Origin of the sequence: Arthrobacter psychrochitiniphilus, assembly GCF_003185915.1 — a bacterium.
GTDB classification, from domain to species: Bacteria; Actinomycetota; Actinomycetes; order Actinomycetales; family Micrococcaceae; genus Specibacter; species Specibacter psychrochitiniphilus.
In genome coordinates, this window is sequence record NZ_QHLZ01000003.1 from 77,699 (window position 1) to 102,104 (window position 24,406).

The 24,406-nt window shown below is 61.2% G+C and carries 21 protein-coding genes; 18 read left to right on the top strand and 3 right to left on the bottom strand.

What is annotated here, in order from left to right:
* Window positions 1-24: 24 nt before the first annotated feature.
* Together CVS29_RS05930 and CVS29_RS05935 are read right to left on the bottom strand one after the other, a co-directional pair.
* On the bottom strand, window positions 25-456 hold the full coding sequence (locus CVS29_RS05930) for a hypothetical protein (RefSeq protein WP_110105432.1): 432 nt from the start codon (window positions 454-456) through the stop codon (window positions 25-27).
* Window positions 457-505: 49 nt separating this feature from the next.
* A complete protein-coding gene (locus CVS29_RS05935) occupies window positions 506-1,150 on the bottom strand; it encodes a trimeric intracellular cation channel family protein (protein WP_110105433.1) in 645 nt (214 codons plus the stop codon).
* 126 nt (window positions 1,151-1,276) lie between these two features.
* Here CVS29_RS05935 and CVS29_RS05940 point away from each other — a divergent pair, with 126 nt between their 5' ends.
* Both CVS29_RS05940 and CVS29_RS05945 read left to right on the top strand, forming a co-directional pair.
* Entirely contained in the window at window positions 1,277-2,239 is a 963-nt protein-coding gene (locus CVS29_RS05940; RefSeq protein ID WP_110105434.1) for an ABC transporter ATP-binding protein, read from the top strand.
* 1 nt (window position 2,240) lies between these two features.
* Window positions 2,241-3,461 carry an ABC transporter permease gene (locus CVS29_RS05945; RefSeq protein ID WP_110105435.1) on the top strand — a complete coding sequence of 407 codons (1,221 nt, stop codon included), beginning with the start codon at window positions 2,241-2,243 and terminating at the stop codon, window positions 3,459-3,461.
* Between the two features lie 25 nt (window positions 3,462-3,486).
* Here the strand turns inward: CVS29_RS05945 and CVS29_RS05950 are convergent, their stop codons facing one another.
* Complete coding sequence (locus CVS29_RS05950) at window positions 3,487-4,818, bottom strand: NAD(P)/FAD-dependent oxidoreductase (RefSeq protein WP_110105436.1); 1,332 nt, start codon at window positions 4,816-4,818, stop codon at window positions 3,487-3,489.
* Window positions 4,819-4,974: 156 nt separating this feature from the next.
* Here CVS29_RS05950 and CVS29_RS05955 point away from each other — a divergent pair, with 156 nt between their 5' ends.
* The 16 genes from CVS29_RS05955 (at window position 4,975) to CVS29_RS06030 (ending at window position 24,310) form a co-directional block, all read left to right on the top strand.
* A complete protein-coding gene (locus CVS29_RS05955; RefSeq protein WP_373366703.1) occupies window positions 4,975-6,585 on the top strand; it encodes an MFS transporter in 1,611 nt (536 codons plus the stop codon).
* Window positions 6,586-6,659: 74 nt separating this feature from the next.
* Window positions 6,660-7,145 (top strand): CBS domain-containing protein, encoded by a 486-nt coding sequence (locus CVS29_RS05960; protein WP_110105651.1) that lies wholly within the window; start codon window positions 6,660-6,662, stop codon window positions 7,143-7,145.
* Window positions 7,146-7,222: 77 nt separating this feature from the next.
* Window positions 7,223-8,263: a pyruvate dehydrogenase (acetyl-transferring) E1 component subunit alpha gene (pdhA, locus tag CVS29_RS05965; protein ID WP_110105438.1), complete on the top strand. Its 1,041-nt coding sequence runs from the start codon at window positions 7,223-7,225 to the stop codon at window positions 8,261-8,263.
* Complete coding sequence (locus tag CVS29_RS05970) at window positions 8,260-9,273, top strand: alpha-ketoacid dehydrogenase subunit beta (RefSeq protein ID WP_110105439.1); 1,014 nt, start codon at window positions 8,260-8,262, stop codon at window positions 9,271-9,273. Before pdhA ends, CVS29_RS05970 begins: the two co-directional genes overlap by 4 nt.
* 9 nt (window positions 9,274-9,282) lie before the next feature.
* Window positions 9,283-10,596: a dihydrolipoamide acetyltransferase family protein gene (locus tag CVS29_RS05975; RefSeq protein WP_110105440.1), complete on the top strand. Its 1,314-nt coding sequence runs from the start codon at window positions 9,283-9,285 to the stop codon at window positions 10,594-10,596.
* Window positions 10,597-10,811: 215 nt separating this feature from the next.
* Window positions 10,812-11,525, top strand: coding sequence for a sirohydrochlorin chelatase (locus CVS29_RS05980; protein WP_245932090.1), 714 nt, complete (start codon window positions 10,812-10,814; stop codon window positions 11,523-11,525).
* Window positions 11,526-11,662: 137 nt separating this feature from the next.
* Window positions 11,663-12,760: a thioredoxin domain-containing protein gene (locus CVS29_RS05985; protein WP_170120911.1), complete on the top strand. Its 1,098-nt coding sequence runs from the start codon at window positions 11,663-11,665 to the stop codon at window positions 12,758-12,760.
* A 136-nt stretch (window positions 12,761-12,896) separates the two neighbouring features.
* Window positions 12,897-14,678, top strand: coding sequence for a nitrite/sulfite reductase (locus CVS29_RS05990; RefSeq protein WP_110105442.1), 1,782 nt, complete (start codon window positions 12,897-12,899; stop codon window positions 14,676-14,678).
* On the top strand, window positions 14,675-15,388 hold the full coding sequence (locus CVS29_RS05995) for a phosphoadenylyl-sulfate reductase (protein ID WP_110105443.1): 714 nt from the start codon (window positions 14,675-14,677) through the stop codon (window positions 15,386-15,388). Before CVS29_RS05990 ends, CVS29_RS05995 begins: the two co-directional genes overlap by 4 nt.
* Window positions 15,385-16,338 carry a sulfate adenylyltransferase subunit CysD gene (gene cysD / locus CVS29_RS06000; RefSeq protein ID WP_110105444.1) on the top strand — a complete coding sequence of 318 codons (954 nt, stop codon included), beginning with the start codon at window positions 15,385-15,387 and terminating at the stop codon, window positions 16,336-16,338. The genes CVS29_RS05995 and cysD overlap by 4 nt, the downstream gene beginning before the upstream one ends.
* Window positions 16,338-17,726 carry a sulfate adenylyltransferase subunit 1 gene (locus CVS29_RS06005; protein WP_110105445.1) on the top strand — a complete coding sequence of 463 codons (1,389 nt, stop codon included), beginning with the start codon at window positions 16,338-16,340 and terminating at the stop codon, window positions 17,724-17,726. The genes cysD and CVS29_RS06005 overlap by 1 nt, the downstream gene beginning before the upstream one ends.
* Before the next feature lie 207 nt (window positions 17,727-17,933).
* Complete coding sequence (locus CVS29_RS06010) at window positions 17,934-18,917, top strand: urea transporter (protein WP_146212999.1); 984 nt, start codon at window positions 17,934-17,936, stop codon at window positions 18,915-18,917.
* Between the two features lie 70 nt (window positions 18,918-18,987).
* Entirely contained in the window at window positions 18,988-21,117 is a 2,130-nt protein-coding gene (locus CVS29_RS06015; protein ID WP_110105447.1) for a HelD family protein, read from the top strand.
* A 121-nt stretch (window positions 21,118-21,238) separates the two neighbouring features.
* On the top strand, window positions 21,239-21,820 hold the full coding sequence (locus CVS29_RS06020; RefSeq protein ID WP_110105448.1) for a hypothetical protein: 582 nt from the start codon (window positions 21,239-21,241) through the stop codon (window positions 21,818-21,820).
* Between the two features lie 173 nt (window positions 21,821-21,993).
* Complete coding sequence (locus CVS29_RS06025; RefSeq protein ID WP_110105449.1) at window positions 21,994-23,007, top strand: GTP pyrophosphokinase; 1,014 nt, start codon at window positions 21,994-21,996, stop codon at window positions 23,005-23,007.
* 124 nt (window positions 23,008-23,131) lie between these two features.
* A complete protein-coding gene (locus tag CVS29_RS06030; protein WP_110105450.1) occupies window positions 23,132-24,310 on the top strand; it encodes an ABC transporter substrate-binding protein in 1,179 nt (392 codons plus the stop codon).
* Window positions 24,311-24,406: the final 96 nt, after the last annotated feature.

The following is a 24,406-nucleotide window of genomic DNA, read 5'->3' on the forward strand; positions in this document are numbered from 1 at the left end:
CATTCGCTGCGTACTTGCTGTGGGTTAGTCCTGGTCGGTGAGTACTTCCTTGAAGACCCAATCAAGCATGTCGAACACAAACTCGCTAAAGGTGCCTTCTTCGTTGATCCATTCACCCGTGGCGTTGTTGCGGCGCCAGACAATGGGATCGGGAACGTCCGCCTGATCTGCCAGCATTCCCCACGTGTAGTTCTCGTCTTTGTCCTCGAGGAAGAGTAGGTAGCCGTCTTCGAGTTCCAGTTCTTCGGGATCCCAGAAGTAGTAGTAGGCCTCCATGAGTTCCTCGCAGTTGCCCAAGGCGTGCAGGAATTCGCGCAAGGCCAGGGGTACTGTGATCTGCAATTCGGAGAAGACTGCGTCCAGGTCCGCCACGGTGATGCCGTCGGCCTCCTGCCAGGGCTCCTCCAAGTACAAGGGGACCAGACCGCGGAACTTCTCTACGAACATGTCAGACATTAAAATCTCCAGAAACTAGCAACAGGTAGCAATGCGCTCTAGAGCAATCTTAGCCGCGCTGGCCCCGTCGCGGTGTCCAGCTACGGGCAGCCAGGGGAGCATGCCAGCCGTAGCGCAGACTCAGCATGCGCAAGGCGAAAACCACTACAGTGGCCATAGCCCCCGTGGTAAAGGTCAGCCAGCCCAGATGCCATAATCCAGTGGCTAAACCGGCACCAATAAAGGCCGGAATCGCGTAAAGGTCCTTGGGGTCAAAAACCTTGGGGACGTCATTGGCGGTGACATCGCGCAGGATCCCTCCGCCCACGGCGGTGGTGACTCCCAGGAGGATGGAGGCCACGGGGTTCATTCCCGCTTCGAGGGCCTTGAGCGTACCTGTGACGCAAAACAATGCCAACCCGCCGGCGTCGAACATGAACAGCAGGCGGCCACTGCGCTGGACGTTTTTCACCGTGAAATAGACCAAGGCGGCAGCTGCTGCAGGGGGCAACAAATAGATCTGATTTGTGAAGGCGGCAGGAGGTCCGGCATTCAAGACGATGTCGCGGATGACACCGCCGCCCAGGCCCACCATGGAGCCCAGCAGGAGCGAACCGACAAGATCAAAACCCTTGCGGGTCGCGAGCAGGCAGCCCGAAACTGCGAAGAAAAAGACGCCGAGTAGGTCAAGGATGAGGAGCAGATCAAAGTTCATGGGAGCATTCGTGGATCGGCAGCCGGTATCAGCTGCAAGGGGCAGGCAGCGCCAAGCTTAATGGGTGCTGGCAGACAATGCCCAATTTCCTATCACACGGGAGCCATTTGTGACTACGCTGGAAAAATGGATGCCGCTCAGCCGCTGATTTACGTTCATGACTTCCACATGCAATTCGGGGCCAAAAAAGTCATTGAGGGACTTTCCTTTGACGTGGCGCGCGGGGAGACGTTTGGATTTCTGGGCAGCAACGGCAGCGGTAAAACAACCACCATCAGGGCTTTACTGGGCATCTACCGGCCCACGGCGGGAACTCTTGAGATCAATGGCAAGGTGTTCAGTGATGATTACGGTGCCCGGCTCGGCTACCTGCCCGAGGAGCGTGGGCTCTATAAAAAGGAGTCGGTACTGGATGTGATGAGTTACTTTGGCCGGCTTAAGGGGTTATCCAAACAGGACGCGGTGGAGTACTCCCGGCAGTTTTTGGAGCGCGTGGATCTTTCCGACAAGGCAGATGTACGCGTGGACAAGCTCTCTGGTGGTGAACAACAAAAAGTGCAGCTGGGTGTGACCATTATGAATGAGCCGGAGCTGTTGATCCTGGATGAGCCCACCAAGGGGTTCGACCCCGTGAACCGGCGTCTGCTCATGGACATCATCGAGGAACGCAAAGAAGCTGGGGCCACGGTCATGATGGTCACCCACCAAATGGAGGAAGTGGAGCGGCTCTGCGACCGGATCATTCTGCTCAAGAATGGGCGGGCGGAGGCGTACGGCACCATTGCGGAAGTCCAAAACCAGTTTGGCGGGCGGACCATTCGGCTGAAATATTCGGGTGTGTTGCCCCGCTCACCGCACTACGCAGTGGTCTTGCAAGAAACCAACTACGCAGAGCTTTCGCTGGAGGATTCCGCAGATGAAGCCGAGGTGTTGAAGGAACTGGTGCTGGCCGGGGTGGTGGTGCGCGGGTTTGTGGCAGCCAAGCGCAGCCTGGAAGACATTTTCATACAGGTGTACGGGGAGGCGGGCGGTGCGCAGGACGGCACAGCCACACCAGCAGCCCGGGGACTTCGAAGGAAGGGGCGCTAAGATGGCGCGGCGTAACTTGGGCACGGTGGTGAAGTTTGAGTTCACCCGCACCATCAAGAAGCGGCGTTTTTGGATTGCCACCTTGGCCATCCCCGTGCTGCTGGGAATAGTTTTTGCTCTGGTTTTTATCAGCAATTCCGCCACGGCAACTCGCTCCGACGAGCAAAAGAACCAGACACTTGCGTTCACCTATACGGACACCTCCGGGATCATCGACCCCAAGGTGGCCACCGCCATGGGCGGGGTCCCGGAGCAGAACCCGGGCACCGCAGCGCAACGTGTTAAAGGGGGTGAACTAAATGCCTGGTTCAGCTTCCCTGCGGACATCACCAAGGAGCCGGTGCTGGTCTATGGGGCGGATCAGGGAATCTTCAAAAACGGCACGTATGAGGCTGTAGCCACGGAACTGGTGGTTCGCTCGGCGCAGGAAAAGGTGGGCTCGGCGGAGCTGACGGCGGCGGTGCAAGGGAATTTCAGGACAGAATCTCAGACGTTCAAGGACGGCGAACCTTCGGGCGGGCTCGCAACAGTGGTGCCGCCGCTGCTGTTTCTGGTGCTGTTTTATGTGGTGATCATCCTGCTGGCGAACCAGATGCTGGCGTCCACGTTGGAGGAGAAGGAAAACCGTGTGACGGAGATGATCCTGACCACGCTGAACCCCACCACGCTGGTAGTGGGCAAGGTGATTTCGCTATTTCTGGTGGGGGCCGTGCAGGCGTTGGTGTTTGCCACGCCCATGGTGCTGGGCTACCTATTCTTCCGCGAGCAACTGAACATGCCCAACTTTGATTTATCCACGCTGCAGTTCCAATTCCTGCCCATGCTGACTGGGGCGCTGATGTTCATTGGCGGGTTCATCCTGTTCACCGGCGTGCTGGTGGGGATCGGGGCTGTCATGCCCACAGCAAAGGATGCCAGCACCGTGTTCGCCCCGGTCATGATCATGATGTTCATCCCGTTCTACATTGTCACTTTGGTGGTTAGTGACCCGGGCTCACTGATCGTGGAAATATTCACGTTCTTCCCATTCACAGCACCCATCACGGCCATGCTGCGCAACGCCTTCGGCTCCCTCCCGGGCTGGCAGGCGGGCATCGTCATTGCCGAATTGTTCATCTTCGGTGCCCTGGCCCTGCGCATTGCCGTGCACTTGTTCCGCTACGGCTCCATTGAATATTCCCGCAAGCTTTCCCTGCGTACAGCGTTTGCGCGGAAAGGCTGAGGCCCGGCCCTGGTGAATGCCGCAACTACTTCTTCTTGAACGTCTCTAGGAAGGCCTGGCGTGGGTGTTCGATCCCTGGCAGCGCGGTGAGGTCGCGCTTGGCGAAGGAGCCGGCAATCCACGCCGTAAACACATGCCACTTGCGGTTAAAGGTGGGCACTGCCAGGCCGTGGTAGAGCCGGTCCGCAAACCAGGCGGGCCGGTTCTTTAGTTCAATACCCAGTACGACGGCGGCACCCCGGCCCACCCCGTAGCTCGCCAGGGTGCCCAGGGACTTGTGCCTGAATTCCACAAGGGGCTTGCCGTCCAGATCGGCGGCGATGTTCCGGGCCAGTACCTTCGCTTGACGCATGGCGTTTTGGGCGTTCGGGGCGTAAAAAGCAGGCTGCTTTTCTGCGTTAGCATCGGGGACCTGGGCGTTGTCGCCAGCAGCCCACGCGCCGGGGACCGGTACGCCGTCGTCAGTGATGACCTGCAACTTGGCATTGGCATTGACGTGTCCCTTGGGCCCGCGGGGAACATCGGTGTCATCCAACACGGGATTGGGTTTGACCCCTGCTGTCCAGACAAGAGTATTGGCGGCGAAGGTGCTGCCGTCGCTGAGCACCACCTGAGAATCAACACACGATGTCATGGTGGTCTCCAGACGAACGTCGATGCCGCGCTCACGCAACTGCATCAAGGTGAATTTGGAGAGTGTGGGGCCCACTTCCGGAGCCACCCGGTCCAACGCTTCCACAAGGACCCACCTGAGGTCGCTGCGGCTCAGTGAAGGGTATTCATCCACTGCAAGTTTGGACAGGTCGCTCAGCTCGCACAGCGCCTCCACCCCTGTATAGCCGCCCCCGACGAAGACGAAGGTCAAGGCTTTGGCGCGCTCCTGTGGATCAGTGGCTGCCGCCGCGATGGCAATGTTTCCCAGTACTTGGTTCCGCACATGGACGGCCTCTGCCAAGGTCTTGAAGCCGATCCCGTGCTCGGCCAGCCCTGGCGTGGGAAAGGTCCGGCTGACGGCGCCCATGGCAAGGACTACGTGATCAAAGGACATAGTGGAGGGTGTACCGGTGAGCGTTTTAAGGGCCGCGGTGCGTCCGGCCAGGTCCAAGGAGAGGAGCCGGCCGCGAAACAAATCCAAGCCCTTCAATGCACGGGAAAGGTCAACAGCAACGCTCCGGGCATCGAGCTCGCCCCCGGCCACCTCCGGTAGCAGTGGCTGGTAGGTCATGTACGGATTAGGCTCAACCACCGTGATGTGTGCCCTGCCTCGCGGTAGCGCCCGGCGCAACCCCCATGCGGTGTAGAGGCCTACGTACCCACCGCCAAGAATAAGGATATGAGGGACTTGTGTGGGGGTCATGGCCCCTCCTAGAGGGTGGAATCTTTAAAGGAACAATTCTGTTGCCGTCCCTTCCACGATCGTCCCATTGGGCCCGGACGTCAATAACTCGAGGTGACTTGGCCGTGGTGCAAGCAAGCCTTGACTGGTTGGCCTCTGAGGGCCTCTAATGGCCACATGGGGACACGGAATAAGGGTGTCAGAGAGTTGCCTTGGCGGCGCAAGGGCAGATTGCCCCGCGCAGGTTCCGGCTTGCCGGTTTCTGGCTCCACGGCCCAAGAGCCCATGACGTCCTTGCAGCGAGGGGTCCTGTGGGTGGCTATTCTTGCCTCCTTCGTGGCGTTTCTTGACGGTGCCATCGTCAATGTGGCGCTCCCAGCCATCAAAGACGATTTGGGAGGCGGCTTAGCCACTCAGCAATGGGTAGTTGATGCCTATCTGCTGACGCTGGGTGCTTTGATCCTGCTGGCCGGTTCACTTTCGGATACCTTTGGCCGGATTCGTATTCTTGGCGTGGGGCTTGGCATCTTCGGCATCGCTTCTATGGCCTGTGCGGTGGCACCCACAGGTGCCTTGCTGATCGCCGCCCGTGCCGTCCAAGGTGCCGGGGCCGCACTGCTGGTGCCCAGCTCGCTGGCACTGATCACCTCGGCCTTCACCGGCCCGGGGAGGGCAAAAGCCATTGGCTCATGGACTGCCTGGACCGGGACAGCCTTCGTCGCAGGTCCGCTGCTGGGAGGGGTGCTGGTGGAATACGTCAGCTGGAGGCTCATCTTCGCTATCAACGTTCTTCCCATCGCGGGGACATTGGTGCTCCTGGCCGGGTTGGGACGGAACAACAGCGCAACACCCCAGCTGGCCGGGGCGAGCTCTGGCAACGATCCGGGCGCAGCAAGAGTTCGCCCGAGCGTTGACGTCGCCGGTGCAGTCTTGGCGGCGGTGGGCTTGGCTGGCACGGTGTTTGCATTGATTGAGCAGCAGCGCTTGGGCTGGAAGAACCCTGCGGTCTCGGTCCCGTTCGTGGCCGGGATGGTGCTGCTGGCTGCTTTCCTTCTCTGGGAGGCCCGGAGCCGGCACCCCATGATGCCTCTGGGGTTGTTCAAAGCCCGCAATTTTGCCGTGGGCAATCTAGCCACAGCCTTCGTCTACGCAGGGGTTTCGTTGGGGCCGCTGATGGTGGTGATCTTCTTACAGGAAGTGGCAGGGTTCACGGCTGCGCAGGCAGGCCTGGCAACGCTGCCGGTAGCGGTGCTTACCATCTTCTTGGCCGGTGTCTTCGGAGGGATGGCAGGGCGCTATGGCCCGCGCTTGTTCATGGCAGTGGGTCCGGTGGTGGCCGGGTGCGGCTTTTTATGGATGATGACGGCAACCGAGCCATTTAACTTCTGGTTCCAGATGCTTCCGGGCCTTATCTTGTACGGAATTGGCCTATCCGTGACCGTGGCGCCACTGACGTCTGCCATTCTCGGTGCCGTCCCTCCATTGCAAAGCGGCATCGGATCGGCGGTAAACAACGCGGTCTCCCGAGTGGCTGGCCTCGTTGCCATCGCTTTGGCCGGGATCATCCTAGGAACAGCTCTAGATGTTGACTCGTTCCGGCGGATCATGGTGGTGGTTGCAATCTTGCTGCTGGTGGGAGGGGTCATCTCCGCCGTAGGCATCAGCAACAAGGACACCGGCGGGTTTGTGCCGGACGAGGCAGCTGCTTGCTGCCAGGACAAGGCGGCCCCCGGAGCTGTTGCGGCCGGCTCCGGTCAGAGTGGCTTCGGGCAGGCGCGCACCGGATGATACGCCGCCAAACGTGGATCGAGCAGGTCCAGGTCCGGCTGGCACAAACTGTTACACGCATCTTAGGAGAAACCATGAACGCAAAAATCCCGGCCACGGCGGCAGACATCATGAGCAGCCCCGTAATAACCATCCCTGCGGATACGGCGGTGGCTCAGATCGCGGAACTGTTGCGTTCCCACCGGATCAGCGGTGTGCCAGTGGTAGACCATTCCGGCCACGTCTTGGGGCTGGTTAGCGAATTTGACCTGCTCGCCAAGGAAGGCAAAACAGCCGCATCCCTGATGACCACCGCGGTGATCTCCGTCAGCGAAGACACTCGCATTGCAGACCTGCGGCATCTGCTGATTGAAAAACGAGTCCGCCGGCTCCCGGTACTTCAGGAGGGCCGAGTGGTAGGGATAGTCAGCCGGGGTGACATCGTCTCCTTGCTTGCCACCGAATGGGTGTGCGGGGTGTGCGGGGAACCTGTCCGCGGACCCACGCCGCCGGACAAATGCCCCCGATGCCAAGGTGATGGCAGCTGGTTTGAGCTCCATGAACAACCGCCCGGAACCTGAGCCGCCACCCCAGAGAGCCGGCCAGCTAGGCGGCACCGGCCACTTCAACGCACACACAGACTTGAAGGAGATGGACAATGAACGAGTCGAGGACAGCGGACGCCGGGGCCCTGGTGGAGTTTTACCGGCGGATGGTGCTCATCCGCAAGTTCGAATTAACCGCGGACCAAATGTACAAGCGGGCCAAGATTGGCGGGTACTGCCACTTGAACTTGGGCGAAGAGGCGTCAGTGGTGGGGCTGATGGATGCCTTGCGGCCCACCGATTACCTGTTCACCAACTACCGGGACCACGGCTACGCCCTGATGCGTGGCATGGATACCGGCAAGGTCATGGCAGAACTGTTTGGCAAGACCACCGGCGTCTCCAAGGGGCGGGGAGGCTCCATGCACATGTTTGACACGAGCACGCGGATGCTGGGCGGCTACGGAATTGTGGGCGGGCAGATCCCACCGGCGACGGGTGCGGCTCTGGCGCTGACGTACCGCGGCGCACCCGGCCCGGACGCCGAAGCGGTCATGTGCCAGATGGGGGATGGAACCACCAACATCGGTGCGTTTCACGAGTCGTTGAACTTAGCCGCGGTGTGGTCGCTGCCCATTGTCTACGTTGTCATCAACAACAGGCTGGGCATGGGCACCACTGTGGAAAAAGCAGCGGGGGAGCCTGAGCTGTACAAGCGCGGCGCGTCCTACCGGATACCCGGGGTCAGGGCCGACGGCGACGACGTTCTGGCAGTGCGCCAGGCAGTCACCGACGCGTTGGATCAGGCGCGGACGCAACGCCGGCCAGCCCTGCTGGAGCTGATGAGTTACCGGCTGCGCGGCCACTCGGTGGTTGACCCGGCCCGTTACCGTTCCGCAGCGGACGTTGAAACCGCCCAAGAGGCTGACCCCGTGCCGGCACTGCGTGCCCAACTAATTGCCGATGGCACTCTCACCGAAAAACAGGCGGACGCCATTGAAACAGAGATGGAGGAGCAGGTGGCGGCTGCGGTCGCGTTTGCGGATGCGGGGCCGGACCCCACCCCCGATCAGCTCTTTGACTATGCGTATGCAACGCCGGTGCCCAATGCGCCCACGGCACTTCCCGGGGAAAGGATGGTGGTGCTGCCATGAGCGCAGAAGCCGACAAGACAAAACTGGTGACCTACCGGCAGGCGTTGAATGACACCCTCCGCAGCGAAATGAGCCGGGACGAAAAGGTGATCCTGCTGGGTGAGGAAATTGGCATTTTTGAGGGTTCCTACAAGATCACGGCAGGGCTGCTGAGTGAGTTCGGCCCGGAACGGGTCAGGGACACGCCCATCGCCGAGGAAGGCTTTGTGGGGGCGGCCATCGGAGCCGCCATGCTGGGTATGCGCCCGGTGGTGGAGATCATGACACTGAACTTCAGCCTGATCGCCATCGACCAGATTGTGAATCACGCGGCCAAGATCTACGGCATGTTTGGCGGCCAGCAAAGCGTACCCCTAGTGATCAGGATGCCCGGCGGCGGAGGGCAGCAGTTGGCAGCCACACACTCACAGAACCTGGAAGTCTGGTATGCGCACGTGCCCGGACTCAAAGTGGTGGCACCCTCCACACCGGCTGACGCCAAGGCGCTGCTATTGGCAGCCATCCGGGACGATGATCCCGTCATCTTTCTGGAGAACCTGGCCCTGTACAACACAAAGGGCGAAGTCCCGCCAGGGGATACGCCGGGCGAAATCGGTAGGGCCGCCGTCGTCAAGGAAGGCACAGACCTGAGCGTGATCACATACTCGCGTGCCACAACCATCGCCGTGGAGGTGGCCCGCCAAATGGCGCAGGAGGGCATCTCCGTGGAGGTGGTGGACCTGCGCAGCCTGCGACCCCTTGACCGGCCCACCATCTGCGCCTCTGTGCGCAAGACCGGACGGGCCGTGGTCCTCGAGGACGATTGGCTCAGCTACGGTATCGGTGCAGAAATCTCGGCCACATTGATGGAGGGCGCCTTTGACTACTTGGATGCACCGGTGCGCAGGGTGGCGGCAGCCGAGGTTCCGCTGCCGTATGCGAAACCACTGGAGCGCCGCGCACTACCCGATGCCGTGGACCTGCGCCGCGTGATCCTTGAACTACTCGATGACACAAGTTTCAGAAGCTAGGAGGTCCCCATGCCCGAGGTAATCATGCCCCGCCTATCCGACACCATGGAGGAAGGGATCCTGGGCCGTTGGCTCAAACACGTTGGCGATCAGGTCAAGGCCGGGGACGTCATCGGTGAGATTGAAACCGACAAGGCCACGATGGACTTGGAGGCCTTCGACGACGGTGTGCTGGAACGCCTGCTGGTGGCCGAGGGTGCCACCGTGGCTATCGGAGATCCTGTGGCGTTCATTGGCGACGGCAGCGGCATAGGATCCGGTGCTGGCTCTAGCTCTAGCTCCGGCGGCGGTTCGGCAGAGGCTGCCACGCCCGGAAGCGCAAACGAAGCCCCGAAGAGGGATACCCACTCGGGTACTGACACCCACGGACATGCCGATGGCAGGGTGTTCGCATCTCCATTGGCGCGCAAGATGGCGGTGGAACGGGGCCTTGATCCTGCGGACATCAAGGGCACCGGTCCCGGAGGCCGAGTGGTGAGGGCGGATGTTCTGGCCGCCGGTGACCATGCCTCTTCCGGCCGTGCCGCTGGTGACCACGGCTCTGCTGACCACGGCGCTGCTGCCAGCCGGGATGGGAAGGCTCCCCCGCCGTCGTCCACGTCTGTATCCACTCCTGCAACTGCACCTGCTGTACAGGAGGACTCGGTAGAGATCCCCTTGACGCAGATGCGCAAGGTCGTGGTCAAACGGCTGACAGAGAGCGCTGCGGTGCCGCACTTCTTCCTGACCGCCGTGGTCCAGATGGATGCACTGCTGGAGTTCCGCAGCGGAATCAATGTGAGGTTTGCGGATGTGGGTCTCAAGGCGAGCGTCACCGACCTGCTGGTGCGTGCCTGTGCAGTGGCGCTGCGGGCCCACCCTGAGGTCAACTCGTCCTGGGCGGGTGAGAAGATCTATCAGCATCGGCACATCAACGTGGGCCTAGCCGTTGCGGTGCCGGACGGCCTAATTGTGCCTGTGGTGCGGGATGCGGACAGGAAGGGCCTAGCGGAGATCGCCACGGAAACGCGGGACTTGGCGAGCAAGGCCAGGGAAGGGACCTTGACGCTGCAGCAGTTTAGCGGTGGGACATTTACTCTCAGCAACTTGGGCATGTTCGGGATCGACAACTTCACGGCCATCATCAACCCGCCCGAGGCCGCGATCCTCGCCGTGGGTGCAACGTCGGAGGAGCCGGTGGTGCGCAACGGTGAACTCACCACACGGAAGGTCCTCAAACTCACGCTGACGGTGGACCACCGGGTGCTCGATGGCGCCACGGCGGCCGCGTTCCTGCAGGACCTGAAGCAGATCCTGGAGGATCCGATGCGGATTGTGCTCTAAAGATGCGCCGGACGCCAGCCACGAGTCCGGTGAACCCACTACAGCAAGGACAACGGCACTACAGCAAGGACAACCCCACTACAGCAAGGACAACGGCAGCACCATAGCGGTCAGTGCAGTGTGTTCTCAACTGGCTGCAGGCAGGTCCCTAAATAACGTACATTGGCACCAAGATCAGCCAGTGCCTTTGCACGCCGGCGAGAAGGAGCCTGCCCATGAGTATGAGAAGAACTGAAGTGACCGAGCCGGGCTCGGAGACGGTGCTGATTGCGTGCGCGCACGGCACCAACAATGCAGAAGGCCAAAAACGCATCAACGCGCTCCGGGCCGAGATTGCTGCACTGCGGCCTGGGCTTTCCGTGCTGGAGGCTTATGTTGATGTGCAGGAACCTGCGCTGCCGGATGTGGTGGCCGGGCTGGCGCCGGGAGTGCGTGCCGTGGTGGTTCCGTTGTTGCTGACGGTGGGATTCCACGTTCAGGTGGATATTGCAGAGGCTGTAGCGTCCCGGCCGAACACCCTGGGGGCTCTGCCGTTGGGGCCCGATCCGAGGCTGGCGAAGCTGCTGGATGAGCGTCTGGGGGAGCTGCCTCATGGGTGGGGCATTGTTCTGGCCGCGGCAGGATCTTCCAGGCCGGAATCGGCTGAGCATATTGAAGTGCTTGCTGCGGATCTTGCCGTGCGGCGGCCCGAGCAGGTGATGGCCGCCTATGGTGCCAGTGCGCTCCCGTCCGTACCAGATGGAGTTGCGGCATTGCGGGCTTCGGGCGCACGCGGGGTTGCTATTGCCTCCTACTTGCTGGCGCCGGGATATTTTCATGACCAGCTTTCGCTGGCAGGTGCCGATCTAGTGACAGCGCCCCTGCTGCCATCTTCTTTACTGGCGGAATTGGCGTTGGAACACTTCGATTCGGCACTGTCCGGGCGGTGAGAGCTGAACACCTCCATATCTCGCTGTGATGGAGGGCAGCGCCGAGGGTTGCCCCAGGTTTTGCAGTCACAGAAATAGTTGAACAGGCCCGCGCCAAGGCCATGGGGACACCAATTGCTGGGATGATGGTGGGAAACATGTTCCACGAAGAAATGCATGCTGTGGGGGAGAACCCGGTCCAAGGCCCAGACAGTCCACGCAATGATCCAACAGATCAGCCACCGTACGGCCAACAACCTTACGGCCAGCAGCCACCGTACGGTCAACCGCCTTTGTATCCCGGAATGATGCCTCTGGGTTCAAAGGTGGAAACAACTAACGTTTTGGCAGTTGTCTCACTCGTGTCCGCCTTCGTGGTGAACGTGGTGGGGATCATCACGGGTCACATTGCCTTGGCCCAAATCAAGCGGACTGGGGAAAAGGGGCGTGGCCTGGCGATCGGGGGCCTCGTTGTGGGCTATGTTTCTTTGGCTTCCACGATCATCCTGGGCACCTTGCTGATCATTGGCATCCTCGCCAGCACGCCAAGCACCTCCAGCCATGAACCTCTGGCTCCCCAGCCGAGTTACGGCGCGCAGGAGATGAGCGGAACGTTGAATGCTTTTGGTGGCATCACTTTTGGTCCCGGAGGCGGCGTGTTTCCGGCAGCGGAGCTCCCCGGAGAGGTGGACCTGTCACAGCTGTCCATGGACCCTGCTGCGTTAGATGAAATTGGCATTGCACCCTCCGCCAGCGGTGAGGCAGTGCAGGTGGTGGTTTACCCGGATTTCCTGTGCCCCTTCTGTGCCGAGTTTGAAACGACAAATGGTCCCGCACTGAAAACGCTCCGCGATCAGGGGAAGATCACGCTCGAATACCGCCCTCTTGGATTCCTGGACCAGCTATCAAATGGCACTAAGTACTCCACCAGGTCCGCGGAGGCTGCAGCGTGCGTGGCCAACAATGCCCCCACCAGTTACGAGCGTTTCTTTGACTCCCTGTTCAAGAACCAACCGGCGGAGATGTCGGCGGGCCTAGACAACGCGGTGCTGGTTGGGCTGGCACAAGAAGCTGGTGCCGGTGACATTTCCAGCTGCCTGGCCAACAGGGATTTCGCAGGTTTTGTGGGAGATTCTTCGATTCTCGCCCAGAATTATGGTGTCGCTGGAACGCCTACCGTCTTTGTGGAGGGGCAGCAGTGGAGCCAAGGCCCCCTGTCAGATTTCACCGCCAAGGCACTGGCAGCCAAAAAGTAACAGCCCGGGCGCTAGTCCCGTACTGACTAGAAGCACACCCTGGCGGCGAATGGCGGGTGTGACGAAATATTGCCCAAGGTGAACGTGCGTTGCAATCGTGATTGGTGCCGGCCCGGGGGCACCTTACGCTCGTTTTATGACACAGACAGCTCTAGCCGGAGCAGAGACCTCTGGCAGTGACAATGCTCCGGCCGCACTGACCGCCGAGGCTCCCGCGAAGCCGGTTCGTACCTCCCGCCCCCGCCCAGCGGCCAAGCCGCATGGGCAGTGGAAGGTGGACGGCAAGGAACCGCTGAACGCGAATGAGGTCTGGAAGCAGGAAGATGGCGGGCTCAGCGTCCGCGATCGCATCGAAACCATCTACGCCAAGGGTGGCTTTGACAGCATTGATAAAACAGACCTGCACGGGCGTTTCCGCTGGTGGGGCCTGTATACACAGCGCAAACAGGGGATCGATGGCGGTAAAACAGCAAGTCTGGAGCCGCACGAACTAGAAGATAAGTACTTCATGCTCCGAGTCCGCATTGATGGCGGATCCCTCACCACGGATCAGTTGCGCGTGATCGGCCAGATTTCCACTGAGTTTGGCCGCGACACCGCAGATTTAACCGACCGGCAGAACGTTCAGCTGCATTGGGTTCGTGTAGAGGACGTTCCGGAGATCTGGAACCGTCTTGAGGCGGCGGGATTGTCCACCACTGAGGCCTGCGGTGACGTGCCGCGCGTCATTCTGGGTTCCCCCGTAGCCGGCATCGCCAAGGACGAGATCATTGACCCCACTTCACTGATCAAGGAAGTCAGCGCACGTTTCATTGGGGACCCTGAACTTGCCAACTTGCCCCGCAAGTTCAAAACAGCCATCACAGGCCACCCATCACAGGATGTGGTTCATGAGATCAACGATTTCGCCTTGGTTGGTGTGATTCATCCAGAGCTTGGCCCGGGTTACGATCTCTGGGTGGGTGGAGGCCTGTCCACGGCGCCGCGTCTGGCTGAACGTCTCGGCGTGTTTGTTTCGCCCGAGGTTGCCGCAGAGGTCTGGCTTGGCGTCACCAGTATCTTCCGCGATTACGGCTACCGGCGCATGCGCACCAAGGCTCGGCTGAAGTTCCTGCTGGCCGATTGGGGCACCACCAAGTTCCGCCAAATTCTTCAGGATGACTACCTGGGCCACAAGTTGCCTGACGGGGAACCGGCCCCGAAGCCCACATCCCCCGGCGATCACATTGGCGTGCACGAGCAAAAAGATGGCAAGTTCTTCATTGGGGTCACCCCCACCGTGGGCCGCGTCTCCGGCACCAAACTAACCGCTCTCGCTGACGCCCTTGAGGCACATGGCTCCTTCCGGTTGCGCACCACGCCGCACCAAAAGCTCGTCATTCTCGATGTGTCCAAGGAGCAGGTGGAGCCACTCATCACCGTCCTTGATGGTCTGGGTTTGTCCGCACGGCCCTCGCTGTTCCGCCGCTCCACAATCGCCTGCACAGGGATCGAGTACTGCAAGCTGGCCATTGTCAACACCAAAGACACCGCCGCCACCGCCATTAGCGAGCTCGAAACTAGACTCGCGGATTTGGTGGACACCGGAGTCCTGACCCAGCCCATTGCCCTGAACATCAACGGCTGCCCCAACTCTTGTGCCCGGATTCAGACGGCAGACATTGGGCTCAAGGGCATGATGCTTCCCACGGACGACGGCGGCACCGCCCCCGGTTTTCAGGTTCACCTAGGTGGTGGGCTGGCTACCGACAACCGGGTTGAGGCAGGCTTGGGCCGCACCATTCGCGGCCTGAAAGTCACGGCAGCGCAGTTGCCCGATTATGTGGAGCGTGTGGTGCGTAAATATGCGGACGTTCGCCTCAGTAATGAAACTTTTGCCGAGTTCGCCCACCGGGTTGATGAGGAGCTGCTGAAATGACTGTGACAACGCTCCGCTCGCATGCCGAGCTCCAAACGATTGCCGAGTCCGGCGCCAAGGAATTGGCCTGGGACGCGTCCGCACAGGAAGTCATCGCCTGGGTGGCGCGGAACTTCGCAACGCAAGCATCCGCCGTCGCCTGTTCCATGGCAGACGCCGTGTTGCCGGCACTAGTTGCCGAGCAGCTGCCCGGGGTGGACGTGTTGTTCCTGGACACCGGCTACCACTTCCCCGAAACCTACGCCACACGTAATGAGGTGGCAGAAAATCTGCGGGTCAACGTGGTTGACGTGCTCCCGGTCAACACCGTGGCCGAGCAGGATGCGCGCCACGGCATGGACCTGTTTGCCCGGGATCCTGCCGGATGCTGTGCGCTGCGGAAGGTGGAACCACTGCACCGTTCCCTGCAAGGCTACGAGCTGTGGTTCACCGGGGTGCGTCGCGATGAGGGGCCCACCCGCACCAACACGCCCCTGGTGGTGTGGGACGAAAAGAATGGGTTGGTCAAGGTCAACCCCGTCGCCACATGGAGCTATGAAGAGTTGATCAGTTACTCCGATGAGAACCTGCTACCCGTGAACCCCCTGCTCAGCCAGGGCTACCCGTCCATCGGCTGCGCCCCCTGCACCAAGAAAGTGGCCCCCGGCGCCGACCCAAGGAGCGGGCGCTGGGCCGGAACCTCCAAGACAGAATGCGGACTACACACATGAGCACCCAAATTACTGAAACCCCTTCGGCGGTTGAGACTCTCGAGGCCTTTGAGCCCGCCGAACTGGATTCCCTGGACCTGCTGGAATCCGAGGCTATCCACATCATTCGTGAAGTGGTGGCCGAGTTTGAGCGCCCTGCGCTGCTGTTCTCCGGCGGCAAGGACTCGGTGCTGATGCTGCATTTGGCCACGAAGGCGTTCTGGCCGGGGAAGGTTCCTTTCCCCGTGCTGCATGTGGACACCGGGCACAACTTCCCGGAGGTCATCGAGTTCCGCGACCGCACCGTGGAGCGTCTGGGTCTGCGCTTGGAGGTGGGTTCCGTGCAGGAGTTCATCGACAGTGGCGAGCTGGCTGAGCGGGCTGACGGCACCCGCAACCCGCTGCAGACAGTGCCGTTGCTGGACGCCATAGCCAAGAACAAGTTCGACGCCGTTTTTGGCGGAGGCCGCCGTGACGAGGACAAGGCCCGCGCCAAGGAGCGCATCTTGTCCCTGCGTGACGAGTTTGGCCAGTGGGATCCGCGCAACCAGCGCCCCGAACTGTGGAATCTGTACAACGGCCGCCACACCGTGGGCCAGCATGTGCGTGCCTTCCCCATCAGCAACTGGACCGAGCTGGATGTGTGGCGCTACATTGCCCGCGAAAACATTGAACTGCCGCACCTGTACTACGCCCATGAACGCGAAGTCTTTGAACGCGACGGCATGTGGCGTGCGGTGGGTGAGGTCTCGGCGCCGCGTCCCGATGAGGACGTGATCATCAAGCAGGTCCGCTACCGCACGGTGGGGGACATGTCCTGCACCGGCGCCGTAGCTTCAGATGCCACCACCGTCCACGATGTGGTGCGCGAAGTGGCCGCCTCAACCCTGACCGAACGTGGCGCCACCCGGGCCGATGACCGGATCTCCGAGGCCGCCATGGAAGACCGCAAAAAGGATGGCTACTTCTAATGAGCACAACAACTTCACTGATCGAGCCAGCAGAGGTCCAGGTCGGAACCCTGTTTCGTTTCGCCACGGCCGGCTCCGTTGATGACGGCAAGTCCACCCTGGTGGGCCGGCTGCTCCACGATTCCAAGGCGATTCTGGCTGACACACTGGCCGCCGTCACCCGCACCTCCGCGGACCGCGGCTTTGGCGGGGAGAATGGCAGCACGCAGAAGATCGACCTAGCTCTGCTCACCGACGGACTGCGCGCCGAGCGCGAGCAGGGCATCACCATCGATGTGGCCTACCGCTACTTCGCCACCGACCGCCGCAGCTTCATCCTGGCCGACTGCCCCGGGCACATCCAGTACACCAAGAACACGGTGACGGGCGCGTCCACTGCGGATGCCGTCGTCGTCCTTATTGACGCCCGCAAGGGGGTGCTGGAGCAGACCCGCCGGCACCTGTCCGTGCTGCGGCTGCTGCGTGTGCCCAACGTGCTGGTGGCGGTGAACAAGATTGACCTGGTGGACTTCAGCGAGGAGATTTTCCGCACCATTGAGGCCGACGTGCAGGACGTTGCTGCGGATATTGGCCTGTCCGGTGTACTGGTGGTTCCCGTCTCCGCGCTGGAGGGCGATAACGTGGTGGACCGCTCCGCCCACACCCCCTGGTACACGGGCGCCACGTTGCTGGACATCCTGGAAACGCTGCCCACCACTGATGAGCTGGAGCGCGGGCTGGAGCCGTTCCGCTTCCCTGTTCAACTGGTGATCCGGCCCCAGGGTGCGCTGGCCCCTGACCTTGCAAACGCGGACGACGCCGGAGCCTCCTTCCGTGATTACCGCGCCTATGCCGGTCAGGTCGCCTCGGGCGGCGTGACGGTGGGAGATGAGATCACGGTTCTGCCCTCGGGGCGGAAGGCCTCCGTGGTGGGCATCGACTTTGCTGGCCGCTCTCTGGAAACTGCGGTGGCGCCGCAGTCGGTGTCATTGCGGCTGAGCGAGGAGATCGACATTGCCCGCGGTGATGTCATTGCCGCCACAGGTACTTTTGGGGAGGTGAGCCAGGATGTTTACGCAGAACTGTGCTGGCTTTCAACGAAGCCGCTGCGCGAGGGTTCAAAGGTATTGATCAAACATGGCAGCAAGACCGTCCAGGGCCTGATCCGTGCCGTGACGGGGAAGCTGGATTTGGAATCGTTCGGCTATGCGGCCGCGTCGGGACTGGAATTGAATGACATCGGCACGGCGCAGATCCGCCTCGCCTCGCCGCTGCCCGTTGAGACTTATGCGCTACATCGCCGTACGGGCGCGTTCCTTGTCATCGATCCGCAGGACGGCAACACGCTGGCTGCCGGTCTGGTGCGTGATCATCCCGGCGATCACGAGGATGAGCGCTATAACATCTAAGCTTGCTGGCCGCCCGGGTTGTGTGGTGGAGGAGAACATCTACCTCATGATGCTCAGGCCCACGGCTTTTCCCACGTTCACGGACAAACCCATCGTTGATCCGGCCACCCGCCTGCAAGGAGCCGCGACCAGCACAAATTCGGCAGCGGATCCACCCACCTGCGCGCCGTGTCATTAGCGGCCCCGAACCGAGAGTAAAGTCTCGATGTGAACCATATTCAACCGGCCGCCCGGCCATCGAGGGAACCGCTGCTGCGCAGAGCTGGCCGTACGCTGCTGCTTGGCTTCTCGCAGATATTCTTTCAGGCTCAAATGCTCCCCGGGCTGCTGATCTTGGCCGCTTTTGCGGTGGCCAGTTGGCAGATGGCGCTTCTGGCACTACTGGGCTGCGCAGCCTCCACGGTGACCGGATTGCTGATGCGGGCACCGGCGGCGATGGTGCGCGCCGGCGACCACGGATTTTGCGGAGCACTCGTGGGAGCCGCGGCGTTCGCGGCTATTGGTGGCGGTCTGCCGGGAGCCATCGCTGCGCTTCTGGGCGGTGCGGCGTGCGCACCCGTGACGTGGGGTTTTCAAAGATTCTTCCGAACCGCACTGCTCGGGCCCCTCAAGTTACCCTCCATCACGGCACCGTTCTGCCTTGTTGCCGGTATTTTGTTCTTCGCCACGGCAGACCGTCGCGTGGCACCGGCCTACATCACGATGGACGGATCGCCTGTTGCCCTTTTCCTGCGCTCCATTTTGGCCAATGTGTCCCAGGTGGTGCTGATTGACTCCGTGATTGCCGGCGGGCTGATCCTTGCCGCCCTATTTCTTGCACAGTGGAAAGTGGGGTTGGCAGCTTTGGTGGGCAGTGTCCTCTCAAGCGTGATAGCTGTGGCCACCGGAGCGGACCCCCTGCTGTTGGGGCACGGCATGTTGGGCTACTCCAGTGTTCTGGTGGCCATTGCCATGGCTGCGTTGTTCGTGGCAGGTTCCTGGCAGCCATGGGCATTGGCCGCGGTGGGGGCGCTACTGGCTGCTGGGCTTTCGATGCTCACTCAGGGTGTGCCCGCCCTTTATACCTGGCCTTTTGTGGTGGTCACGTGGCTGCTGCTAACAGTGGTCCACTTTGTGCCCGGACTCAAAAGGTCGCGTCCGGGCAGCTCAGATGACGCACCGCCGAAGGTACACGCCGGCGAGTTGAGCTAGTTGGAATATTTTCGTAGGTATTGGTGTTGCCTCGTAAGCGAGAACAGTTCTTCGTAGTGAAAGAGTGTAAGTGCCCTTTAATAACGTGACCACACTTGTTACAGATGACGCCGCAGCGCACATAGGAACCGCAGCGGAGGAACAGCTCATCCTCGACGAGGCCTTCGCCCGCCGCGACGGGATACTTGAGCGCCTTGAGGCGGAGCTCGCCACCCCGGCGCAGGACGCAGTTGAGCAGGCCCGGATGCGCATGCTGATCCGCCGCCGTGCGGAACTCCAGCACGCGGAGCAAGGTTTGATCTTCGGCCGGATCGATGCACTCGATGAGACAGTGCGCCATCTGGGGCGCGTGGGTATTCCCAGCCCCAGCGACGACGGCGATCCTCTCGTCATCGACTGGCGTGCACCGGCCGCACGGGCCTTCTACACGGCAACGCCGGTGGACCCCCAAGGGCAGGCCCGTCGTCGTCATATACGCACCCAAGGGCGCAAGGTCATCAGCTTTGATGACGAGCCGCTGGATGGTTCCAGGGCCAGTGAACTGGTGGGTGAGGGGGCCCTGCTCGCCGCCCTCGGCGAGCGGCGCACGGGCCAGATGAGTACGGCAGCGGCAACGTTGCAGCGTGAGCAAGACGATGTGGTTCGCGCGGATTCCCGCGGCCCGCTGGTTGTCCAGGGCGGACCGGGCACCGGAAAAACAGTGGTGGCCTTGCACCGGGTGGCGTACCTACTTTTCACGTATCCCAAGCTCGCCGCACAGGGAGTCTTGGTGATGGGACCGTCACCGCGTTTTCTGGACTACATTGCCCAGGTACTGCCGGCGCTGGGGGAGACCGCAATAGTCTCGGCGACCTGCGACACCCTGGTTCCTGGCATCAGTGTGGAGCGTTCGGAACAGCGTGAGGTCGCAGAGATCAAGGGCAGGGCGCTATGGCAACAAGGGCTCGCCCGGTATTGCGCATCGCGCCTGCCGCAACCAGCCGGCGTCGAACTGCTGTGGGAAGGGGAAGGGTACACGATCGATGAAGCACAGATCGCCCGGACCGTTGCCTCGGCAACCTCGGGACGCTCCTACCATGGTGCGCGCGCAGTGTTCATCCAGCAGGTCCAGGACCAACTCACCGATGCCGTCGTGGCACGCAGCGAAGCGACGATGGCACAGGTTGAAGACGGACTTGAGGACCTGCTCAGCGACTTCGATGCCGTCTTCACCCACGCCGATAATCGCGCTGTGCGCTCCGGGGCAACAGGCACTGACGTCGACGGGATGCTCACCGAGGAAGACATTGACCTCCTCCGTGAGAGGATCGCGGATGACGACGGCGTGAACGCAACGCTTCAGCGGTGGTGGCCAACACTCGATACGACGGCCGAACTGCGCCGGCTCTTAGGCGATGAGGCACTGCTGGAGCAGTGGGTGCCGGAGCTTACCGATGCCGAACGGGGATTGATCGTCGGCGAGCCACAGACGTGGGCCAGCAGTGATCTGCCCTTGTATGACGCGTTGGCTGATTTGTTGGGCGATGTCATCCCCAACAATGGGCAGGGCGAATTTATGAGCGATCGTGCTGGCGCACAAAGGGACTGGGTATACGGCCACATTGTCATTGACGAGGCCCAAGAGCTTTCGGAGATGCAGTGGCAAATGGTTATGCGCCGCTGCCCTTCCCGATCGATCACCGCTGTTGGCGACATCGACCAAGCCGAGGCGCCCCACCGACACGCCACCTGGCAAGAAGCGGTCAGTGCTGCCTTCGGTGAAAGGTGGACCGAGGCGCAGTTGACCATCTGTTACCGCACGCCTCTGGAGGTCATGGCTCTCACCGGCGCAGTACTTCGCAACGCCGGCAGCCAAAATGAGCCTCCTCGCGCCGTTCGCGCTGCTGGCATTGAGCCGTGGGAACGCTCCGTCAGCGAAGATGAGCTGGCCGCTGAAGCAGTACGCGCCGTCGAGCAACTTTCAGCACGCTGGGAGGGCGGGATGGTCGGTGTGATTGCGCCCCTGGAACGCTTGCCAGCTTTGCGGGAGGCCCTGCCCGGCACCCCAGTGCTCTCCGCGACTGATGCCAAGGGGCTGGAATGGGATGCCACGTTGCTCATTGACGCGCCAAGCATTGCCGCTGCGCCGCGCGGGTGGAACGGACTCTATGTGGCGCTGACTCGTTGCACCCAAGAGCTGGGGCAACTGCTGGTGAGGTAGAGAACTCCCGAGCTAAAGGTGCCGGTCTCGAGGCGGATGGCGTCCTCGTCGGGTTGCGCTCAGCCGGAGGAGCAGTGGCATTTTCGTGGCAAATGTTGCTGCCGCAGAGTAGGCTCCCCACATGGAAACCGATCAGCTATTCCTCGCCACTGACGCCGCACTTCGAAGCGTCATTGACCGCATCGCCCCAGAGGATTTTGATAAGCCGGTTCCCGCCGGATGGACGCAAAGTGCCAATCCCACCATCCTGGACATCCTCAGGGCTCACGCCTACGACGAGGCCTGGGTTCCCGCAGTGATTGCCGGTGCTTCGGTTGCGGACGGGGATGAGCTGCGCGATCGCGATCTCCTTGGGGATGACCCGATCGCTGCTTATGACACGCTGAACGACGCCGCAACGGCCGCTGTTCAAGCGGGCGTCGATGGGGAGGCAATCTTCCGTTTTCAGTACGGCGACTACCCTGCAAAGGAGGGCTTCGCACACCTGGCAATGTATCGGGGTTTTCAAGCGTGGCTTATTGCCAAACACCTTTCAATCCCGTTCCATTTGTCCCCCGAGCTGATTGCGGGGATGAATGAACACGTTGTGCCCAACGCGGAACAATGGCGTAGCTTCGGGGTATTTCCGCCAGCGATTGATCCACCGGACGGTGCCGATGATGAGACCCGGCTACTGTGCACAGTCGGGTTCTGGATCCCGTGAACCGGCTCTAGACTCGATGCGCCACCTCACGGACACTGAACCGATGCGCCACCAAGGCGAGCCGTGACATAAACCGCACCGCCAGCCGTATTGTGATGGTCGCAGGGGAGACATTGGCCCGGGCCGTGCGTAGAGTTGTAGCTACAGGGCGCTGGAAGAAATGAGTTGCAATTATGGGGCAGGCAATCGTTCACTTGGACCAGGTATTTGTAGAAAGATCTGCACAAAAAACCGCGTTGGAAGACGCCGCGCAGGCCATTCGCAACACGATTGTGGGCAGGCTCCATGACGATGGGCTCAACCACCACGACGTGCAGTTCAGAGTGAAGTCAGCCGAGTCTGCAGCCGAGAAGATGACCCGTCGCGACCATGACGGCTTGTTGAAATACCCTGGCGGCCTGGCAAAGCTCGATGACTTGATCGGTGTCCGTGTCATCCTCTTCGTGGAATCGGACATTGACGCTGTGGCGATCGCACTCTCTAGCCAGTTCATCTGCCATGACGATGAAGACAAAACCGCCATGATGCGCAAGAACGGCGGCATTGGCTACGCAGGACGCCACCTGACACTTGAAGTGCCGGCCCACAACCCACCCAACGGTTGCCAAGAGTACACCGGTCAGCGTTTTGAGGTGCAGATCCGCACGGTACTCCAACATGCCTGGGCGGAGTTTGAACACGATATCCGTTTCAAGGGATCAAGCGGTGACAACGCCGAAATCAGCCGAGCCTTCACCATGGCCTCCACACTCATTGAGCTGGCGGACCAACAATTTGTGAACATTAGCGACATCCTGAAACGGTTGCAGGTCGAAAGTGCCACTGATGCTGCCCAAGAAACCAAGCTGCTCGACGCCGGATCCCTCCAAAGCGTGTTGGCCCGCGCATTCCCCCAATACCGCACCAGCAAAGAAAATCAGTACGACTGGATGGTCCGTGTTCTTGGCGTCAACGGGATCGACACCGTCAACGCTGCGGAGGAATGGTTCAGCTCAATGGATCCGGACCGGGTTGCCAGAATCATGGAATACAGGTTCTCACCGGGACAAGTCCGTGTGGCTGATGACCTCCTTCTGGAAACGTTGGGAGAATCCTACGTTGATGCCACTAAAGAGGTTGGTAGTGATATCAACAGGGAAAGGAAACTGCGCTCGCGGCTGCGTAAGCTTCGCCCCGGGAGTGACTGAACGTTTCGTCATGCTGGGGAATCGCGTAGCCGAGGGTGCACCAATTTGTGACGTGGAATGACTGTGCGTGACGCAGCACGTCAGCATCATTGTGGGTGACTGGCGCCTTCCCTAGCCTTGATCCATGACGAGAATCCCCGCCACTCCACCGGAGTCCACAGTCGCTCCAGAGTTGAAAACAATCCGCATCGTGGCCGGTCAAAAAACTCGCCACAAGTTGCGCAAGGTGGAAATCGTGGTCCTTGCCGCACTGATTGCCTTGATCAGCGCTGGTGCGGCCATCGCGGCAGGGAGCGCGGGCACCAACACCGCCACCAACTACGCCAACGATGGGCACGCCGTAGCCGGTCCCGCCGCCAGCCTCCGGCTCGGGTACTTCGCAAACGTCACCCACGCTCCAGCCCTGATCGGGGTCAACAACGGCATTCTCGCCAGACACCTCGGGGCAACAACGTTGGAAACCCAGGTCTTCAATGCTGGCCCTTCAGCGATCGAAGCCCTGAACGCCGGGGCCATCGACGCCGCCTACCTGGGCCCCAACCCGGCCATCAACTCCTTCGTCACAAGCGGCGGCGAGTCCATCCGCATCATCGCTGGCGCCACGAGCGGTGGTGCCCAACTTGTGGTCAAACCCGCCATCACCTCGGCGGCGCAGTTGCGCGGGAAGGTCCTAGCCACCCCGCAACTAGGCGGCACTCAGGACGTTGCGCTGCGCTCGTGGCTGGCCGGCCAAGGCATGGCCACCACGCCCAGCGGTGGGGGTGATGTCACCATTAACCCCACCGACAATGCCAGCACCTTGAAACTTTTCCAAGAGGGGAAACTCGACGGTGCCTGGTTGCCTGAGCCGTGGGCCTCGCGCCTGGTGCTCCAGGCCGGGGCAAGAGTGCTCGTCAACGAAGCGAACTTGTGGGACCAGGGTAAGTTCGCCACCACCATTTTGATCGTTAGCAAGCAGTTCCTGGTAGAGCATCCACAAACTGTTGAGGCCCTGCTGGCCGGCAACACCGAGGCCATCGACTGGCTCAACACTCATCCAAAAGATGCCGCCACGGCAGTCAATGCGGCGCTGAAATCGGCAGCTGGGAAAGAACTGCCCAGTGACGTCCTGGACCGTTCCCTGGCGGGACTTTCGTTCTCCGCCGATCCGCAGGCCGGCACGTTCCCCAAACTGTTGGCTGACGGGGTAAATGCGGGGGTTGGCAAGCCAGCGAACCTGTCAGGCATCTTCGAGCTGCATCCGCTGAACCGGATACTGCAGAAGAATGGCCAGCCCGCGGTATCTGCCGCAGGCATGGGCTGAACACGGGCAGCCAGGCCCGCCGGCTACCAACATTTTATGACGCTCAATGACTTTGTATGACCCAAGGAGTCCCGTCATTGAACCGGCTCACCGGCA

What these genes read in the sequence shown, in the direction of transcription:
- CVS29_RS05930 (WP_110105432.1), bottom strand. Translation starts at nt 456, where the DNA reads ATGTCTGACATGTTCGTAGAGAAGTTCCGCGGTCTGGTCCCCTTGTAC.
- CVS29_RS05935 (WP_110105433.1), bottom strand. Translation starts at nt 1,150, where the DNA reads ATGAACTTTGATCTGCTCCTCATCCTTGACCTACTCGGCGTCTTTTTC.
- CVS29_RS05940 (WP_110105434.1), top strand. Translation starts at nt 1,277, where the DNA reads ATGGATGCCGCTCAGCCGCTGATTTACGTTCATGACTTCCACATGCAA.
- CVS29_RS05945 (WP_110105435.1), top strand. Translation starts at nt 2,241, where the DNA reads ATGGCGCGGCGTAACTTGGGCACGGTGGTGAAGTTTGAGTTCACCCGC.
- CVS29_RS05950 (WP_110105436.1), bottom strand. Translation starts at nt 4,818, where the DNA reads ATGACCCCCACACAAGTCCCTCATATCCTTATTCTTGGCGGTGGGTAC.
- CVS29_RS05955 (WP_373366703.1), top strand. Translation starts at nt 4,975, where the DNA reads ATGGGGACACGGAATAAGGGTGTCAGAGAGTTGCCTTGGCGGCGCAAG.
- CVS29_RS05960 (WP_110105651.1), top strand. Translation starts at nt 6,660, where the DNA reads ATGAACGCAAAAATCCCGGCCACGGCGGCAGACATCATGAGCAGCCCC.
- pdhA (WP_110105438.1), top strand. Translation starts at nt 7,223, where the DNA reads ATGAACGAGTCGAGGACAGCGGACGCCGGGGCCCTGGTGGAGTTTTAC.
- CVS29_RS05970 (WP_110105439.1), top strand. Translation starts at nt 8,260, where the DNA reads ATGAGCGCAGAAGCCGACAAGACAAAACTGGTGACCTACCGGCAGGCG.
- CVS29_RS05975 (WP_110105440.1), top strand. Translation starts at nt 9,283, where the DNA reads ATGCCCGAGGTAATCATGCCCCGCCTATCCGACACCATGGAGGAAGGG.
- CVS29_RS05980 (WP_245932090.1), top strand. Translation starts at nt 10,812, where the DNA reads ATGAGTATGAGAAGAACTGAAGTGACCGAGCCGGGCTCGGAGACGGTG.
- CVS29_RS05985 (WP_170120911.1), top strand. Translation starts at nt 11,663, where the DNA reads ATGTTCCACGAAGAAATGCATGCTGTGGGGGAGAACCCGGTCCAAGGC.
- CVS29_RS05990 (WP_110105442.1), top strand. Translation starts at nt 12,897, where the DNA reads ATGACACAGACAGCTCTAGCCGGAGCAGAGACCTCTGGCAGTGACAAT.
- CVS29_RS05995 (WP_110105443.1), top strand. Translation starts at nt 14,675, where the DNA reads ATGACTGTGACAACGCTCCGCTCGCATGCCGAGCTCCAAACGATTGCC.
- cysD (WP_110105444.1), top strand. Translation starts at nt 15,385, where the DNA reads ATGAGCACCCAAATTACTGAAACCCCTTCGGCGGTTGAGACTCTCGAG.
- CVS29_RS06005 (WP_110105445.1), top strand. Translation starts at nt 16,338, where the DNA reads ATGAGCACAACAACTTCACTGATCGAGCCAGCAGAGGTCCAGGTCGGA.
- CVS29_RS06020 (WP_110105448.1), top strand. Translation starts at nt 21,239, where the DNA reads ATGGAAACCGATCAGCTATTCCTCGCCACTGACGCCGCACTTCGAAGC.
- CVS29_RS06025 (WP_110105449.1), top strand. Translation starts at nt 21,994, where the DNA reads ATGGGGCAGGCAATCGTTCACTTGGACCAGGTATTTGTAGAAAGATCT.
- CVS29_RS06030 (WP_110105450.1), top strand. Translation starts at nt 23,132, where the DNA reads ATGACGAGAATCCCCGCCACTCCACCGGAGTCCACAGTCGCTCCAGAG.